A 5,210-nucleotide genomic window follows, 5' to 3' on the forward strand; every position below is an offset into this window, starting at 1 on the left:
TGCCGGCTGACCGCCGATTGTGCGATGTTGAGCTCCTGCGCGGCCAGCGTCAGCCCGCCATGCCTGGCGGCAGCCTCGAAGACGACCATGGCGTTCAGCAGGGGAAGCGATGTCTTGAGGGTTTTCACGATCCGAACCTGCATTCATGCCTTTTCGATATGAAGGTCTATCATTTCTGTATTTGCCGCAAGCGTTTCCGCATCGCACACTCTATCGAAAAATCATCCTAACGCCAGCGAGCAGAAAGGTGTTTGCCGTGCAGGCCTACACATCGAACGGCCAGCCTATCGACAGAAGCGAGACCGTCAGGCTGATCGACCGGCAACGTCCGGACTGGTCGCTGGAACAGGCCTTCTATGCCGACCCGGCGATCTTCGCGCTGGAACGGGACTTGTGGTTTCCGCGCCAATGGATGCTTGTCGCCCATTCCAGCGAGGTGCCTGAAAAGGGCCGCTACATCGTGCGCCAGCTGTTCGACGAGGAGATCATCGTCGTGCGCTTCGGCGATGGCGAGGACGACATCGCGGCCTATTACAATGTCTGCACCCATCGCGGCTCGCGGCTCTGCGCCAAAGATGGTCGCGGCAAGCTTCTGGTCTGCCCCTATCATGCCTGGTCGTTCAGGCTGACCGGTGAATTGCAGTCGCGGCAGGATCTGCCGGCAAGCGTCGACCCGGAAGCGCTGGGACTGCACCGCGTGCCCTGCAAAAGTTTCGGCGGCCTCGTGTTCTGCGGCCTCGATGCCAACTCGTTGCCCGATATCCAGCCTGTCGCGGACGGGCTGACCGCCGGGTTGTGCGAAAACGGCCTCGACCGTGCACGCATCGTCGCACGCAAGAACTATCTGACCAAGGCGAACTGGAAGCTGGTGCTCGAGAACTTCCTCGAATGCTATCACTGCCGGCCGGCTCATCCCGAATATTACCGCGTCAACGGCCATGTCAAAGTGACCGCGACCCGCGACGCCGACAAGGCAGTTGCGTGGCAGAACGAAATCGAGGCCTGGCACAGCGTCATCGGCGATGCCGAGTTCCACAAGGGTGCGTGGCAGGCTGGCGACCTCGACACGATGCCGTTTGCCATGCACCGCAAGCCGATCGGCTCCGGCCGCAACACGCTGTCCAATACGGGTGAGGGTGTCTCGTGCCTGATGGGCGGCCGTCACGCCTATGATGGCGGCGAAAGCGGCTTTCGCCTCGGACGCCTGTCGTTTGCAAGTGCTGCCAATGATTATGTCACGCTGTTCCAGATGATACCGCGCAACGCCATGGAAACAGACGTCATCCTGACCTGGCTCGTCGACAAGGATGCCGATAACGACGTCGACGCCGATGCGATCAGCTGGATGTGGGACGTCACCACGGTGCAGGACAAGAAGATCACCGAGGACAATGCCGACGGCATTATGTCCCGTGCCTACCGGCCAGGCCCCTACACGCCGCTGGAAAGCCAGACCTCGTTCTTCGTGCAGACCTATCTGTCGGAACTGCGCTCGCTGATCACCGGCACGCGCGGCGCGACCGTCAGCCAGTGGTCCGCGCCGAAGGAACTTTTCGCATCGCCGAAGGCGGCGAGCTGCAACACGCGGCTCTGACCCGTGGCCGAAGATGCCTCTTTGAGGCGTCGCATTCCGATGCCATATGAAGGTGGCCGACGGAATGTTGCGGGAGAGACAGTTTATGACCAAAGGTTCGGACTTGTTCGTCGCGGCCCTTGAGAACGAAGGGGTCGAACGGATTTTCGGCATTCCCGGCGAAGAAAATCTCGATATCGTCGAATCCATCCGCCGCTCCTCGATCCAGCTGATCCTGACCCGCCACGAGCAAGCAGCCGCTTTCATGGCCGCCACCTATGGCAGGCTCACCGGCAAGGCAGGTGTGTGCATCACCACGCTTGGCCCAGGCGCGCTCAATCTTTCGACCGGTTCGGCCTATGCGCTGCTCGGCGCGATGCCGATGATCATGATCACCGGCCAGAAGGGCATCCTGTCATCCCGGCAGGCGCGCTTCCAGATCGTCGATATCGTCGCGGCGATGAAGCCGCTGACCAAGCTGTCGCGCCAGATCGTCTCGCCGAAGATGATCCCCTCGCTGGTGCGCGAAGCTTTCCGTGTCGCCCAGGAAGAACGTCCCGGCCCCGTACATCTGGAACTGCCGGAAGACATTGCGGCGGCCGAGTGTGAGCCGATCGCACTGGTGCCGACGCACCCGGTCGAACTGCCGCTGGCCAGCCCGGGTGCGCTTGATCGCGCCGCCCTTATGATCATGGAAGCCAGGCGCCCGCTGCTGATGTTCGGCGCGGCGGCGTCGCGTCCGCGCGTGACCCCCGATGTCGCGCAGTTCGTGCTGCGGACGCAAATTCCCTATTTCACCACGCAGATGGGCAAGGGAACCGTGCCCGGCGGCACAGAGCTCTATATGGGAACGGCAGCCCTTTCGGAGCGCGACTATGTGCACGAGGCCATCGAGCAGGCCGATCTGATCATCACCATCGGTCACGACACCGTGGAGAAGCCGCCCTTCATCATGGGGGCGAAGGGGCCGAGGGTCATTCATGTCGGCTACCATTCAGCCGATGTCGAGCAGGTCTATTTCCCGCAAGCCGAAATCGTTGGCGACCTCGGTCCTTCGCTGGCGCTGTTGGCCGACCGCATCGAGGGCAAGATCCCCAACGCACAGGCCCTGCTGCCGCTGCGCGAAGGCATTCTGAGCCGGATCGCCGCGCGCGCCACCGAAGACCGTTTCACGCCGCAGCGCATCGTGCATGACGTGCGCGCCGTGATGCCGGCGGACGGAATCCTGGCTCTCGACAACGGCATGTACAAGATCTGGTTCGCGCGCAACTACCGGACGCGCATGGCAAACACGATCCTGCTCGACAATGCGCTGGCCACCATGGGCGCGGGCTTGCCGTCGGCGATGATGGCGGCACTGCTCTATCCGCAGCGCCGTGTCATGGCCATCTGTGGCGATGGCGGCTTCATGATGAACAGCCAGGAACTGGAAACCGCCGTCAGGCTCAAGCTCAACCTGGTCGTCCTGCTGCTCGAGGACCACGCCTACGGCATGATCCGCTGGAAGCAGGCGGTCGATGCGTTCCCGGATTTCGGCATGACCTTCGGCAATCCCGATTTCGTCAAGTATGCCGAGGCCTATGGCGCCAAGGGGACCAGGGTTGCGGAGATCACCGACTTGCGGCCGGTGCTGGAACAGGCCTTCACCGGCGGCGGCGTGCATCTCGTCGTCGTGCCCATCGACTATTCCGAAAACACCAGGGTGCTTGTCGACGAACTGCGCGAGCGGCTGCCAGCGCCGCAGACGCCCTGACGGCAGCGACAAGCCGCCGTCAGGATTGCTTGGGCGGAAGACCCTACACCTTGCAGTAAGGCGTTACCGGCACGATGGTGCCGAAGTCCTTAGCGATCTCGTAGCCGATGCCGTCGGCCGCCGCCTTGCCTACATAGGAATGGCACAGCGTGTGGTTGTTGGTGGCGTCGACACGGATCTTGCCTTGCGGTGCGTCGAACTCGATCGACGGCAGCGCGGCCAGCACATCATCGTCCTTCAACGATCCAGCCTTCTCGGCGGCCAGCGCATAGAGATGCAGGCCGTTGTAGCCGGCCTCGCCGATGCCGTTGACCATCTTCTCCTGACCGAATTTCTCGCGGAAGCTCGAGATGAACTTCTTGTTGACCGGGTTGTCCAGCGCCATCCAGTAGGGTTGCGGTGCATAGGTGCCGGCTGCCACGCCGGGCGGCAGCGCGTCCTTGTTGAAGACCTCGTCGAGCGGGGCGATCAGCGGCTGCTTGATGTCGAAGCTGCGATACTGCTTGAGCTGGGTGACGGCGTCGTTGCCGACCACCATCGACCAGACGACATCGGGCTTCAGGGACTTGATCTTCTGGAAGGCCGGGCCGAAATCGGTGGTGCCGAACGGATAGTAGTCGGCGCCGATGATCTTGCCGCCGGCCTTCTCATAGGCCGCCGTGATCGCCTCGGTCATCTTCTGCGGCCAGGCATAGTCCGAAGCCATGACATAGATCGTCTTGCCGAGGTTCTCGGCCACCCATGGCATCATTGGGTCGACCTGCTGCATCGGGATCGGGCCGGTGGCGACGAAGTAGCGGTTGCATTCGCCGCCTTCGAAATTGGTCGGGTAGAAGAACAGCTTCTTGGCCTTCGAGGTGACCGACAGCGTGGCGCTGCGCTCGGGCGAAATGATCGTGCCCATGATCACGTCGACCTTGTCTTCGTTGATGAGCTTGCGCGCCTTGTCGATGGAGCCCTTGGTCGTGGTCTGGTTGTCCTCGATGATGAGCTCGACCTGGCGTCCGCCAATGCCGTTGGCGGCGTTGAGCTCGGCGGCGGCCAGCTTGTAGCAATTGAGCAGCGTCTCGCCGAGGATCGCCTGCAGCCCGGTGATCGGGATCGACAGGCCGACCTTGACGGTGTCGGCGGCGCGCAGGATCGAAGGCGCGCCGACGATGGCGAAGGCGGCCGCGGCGCCGCCGGATTTCAAGACAGTTCTTCTGCTTATCATTGTTGTGTTCCCTTCCAGTCCCAGGCGCGCCCCATGCACGCCTTACAAGTCAACAAGCTCCCAGGCGCGCTTCACGCGCGCTCTATAGGGCCAACAGGTCCTTCAGCAGGGTCTCGTCGGCGAAGGTCTCAGGCGCACCTTCGTGGACGATCCTGCCCTTCTCCATCACCAGGCAGCGGTCCGATGCCTTGAGAACGAGATCGAGATTCTGCTCGACAAGAATGATCGCGATGCCGCGCTCGCGGGCGATGCGCGGCACCAGTTCGGCGATCGACTGCACGATGTTCGGCTGGATGCCTTCCGAGGGCTCGTCGAGCAGCAGCACCGAGGGCAGGCCGCATAGCGCGCGGCCGATCGCCAGCATTTGCTGCTGGCCGCCCGAAAGTGTGCCGGCAACCTGCGCTTCGCGCTCCCGCAGGATCGGAAAATAGCCGAAGATGTCGTCCGGGATGCCGCCGTCGCCACGGTCCTTGGCGGCGCGGGTGCCGACTTCCAGGTTTTGCCGCACTGTCAGCTGGTTGAAGATCCCGCGTCCCTGCGGCACATGCGCGATGCCTGCGCGCGCGCGGCGGAAAGCCGGAGCGTTGGTGAGATCTTTGTCTCCGAGAACCACCGCCCCGCCGCTTGCCCGCAAGCCGCCGGAGATGACGCGCAGCAGCGTTGTCTTGCCT

5 protein-coding genes are annotated in these 5,210 nt (G+C 62.9%); 2 read left to right on the plus strand and 3 right to left on the minus strand.

What is annotated here, in order from left to right; genetic code table 11:
• The coding region (locus tag EOD15_RS37365; RefSeq protein ID WP_185929101.1) for a LysR family transcriptional regulator at nucleotides 1-143 on the minus strand (143 nt) is incomplete at its 3' end.
• 113 nt (nucleotides 144-256) lie between these two features.
• Here EOD15_RS37365 and EOD15_RS27930 point away from each other — a divergent pair.
• Together EOD15_RS27930 and EOD15_RS27935 are read left to right on the plus strand one after the other, a co-directional pair.
• Complete coding sequence (locus tag EOD15_RS27930) at nucleotides 257-1,594, plus strand: aromatic ring-hydroxylating dioxygenase subunit alpha (protein ID WP_164893155.1); 1,338 nt, start codon at nucleotides 257-259, stop codon at nucleotides 1,592-1,594.
• Nucleotides 1,595-1,679: 85 nt separating this feature from the next.
• On the plus strand, nucleotides 1,680-3,326 hold the full coding sequence (locus EOD15_RS27935) for an acetolactate synthase large subunit (protein WP_127409034.1): 1,647 nt from the start codon (nucleotides 1,680-1,682) through the stop codon (nucleotides 3,324-3,326).
• 43 nt (nucleotides 3,327-3,369) lie between these two features.
• On the opposite strand, the gene EOD15_RS27940 is transcribed toward EOD15_RS27935, so the two are convergent.
• Nucleotides 3,370-4,539 (minus strand): substrate-binding protein, encoded by a 1,170-nt coding sequence (locus tag EOD15_RS27940; protein WP_127320916.1) that lies wholly within the window; start codon nucleotides 4,537-4,539, stop codon nucleotides 3,370-3,372.
• A gap of 82 nt (nucleotides 4,540-4,621) precedes the next feature.
• Nucleotides 4,622-5,210, minus strand: a 589-nt coding sequence (locus tag EOD15_RS27945) for an ABC transporter ATP-binding protein (RefSeq protein WP_148129660.1), incomplete at its 5' end; no start/stop codon positions are given.

Source organism: Mesorhizobium sp. M7A.T.Ca.US.000.02.2.1, from assembly GCF_003996995.1.
Classification (GTDB): Bacteria; Pseudomonadota; Alphaproteobacteria; order Rhizobiales; family Rhizobiaceae; genus Mesorhizobium.

Bases quoted from the DNA above. Each gene is read 5' to 3' on its own strand.
- EOD15_RS27940 (WP_127320916.1), bottom strand. From the start codon at position 4,539: ATGATAAGCAGAAGAACTGTCTTGAAATCCGGCGGCGCCGCGGCCGCC.
- EOD15_RS27935 (WP_127409034.1), top strand. From the start codon at position 1,680: ATGACCAAAGGTTCGGACTTGTTCGTCGCGGCCCTTGAGAACGAAGGG.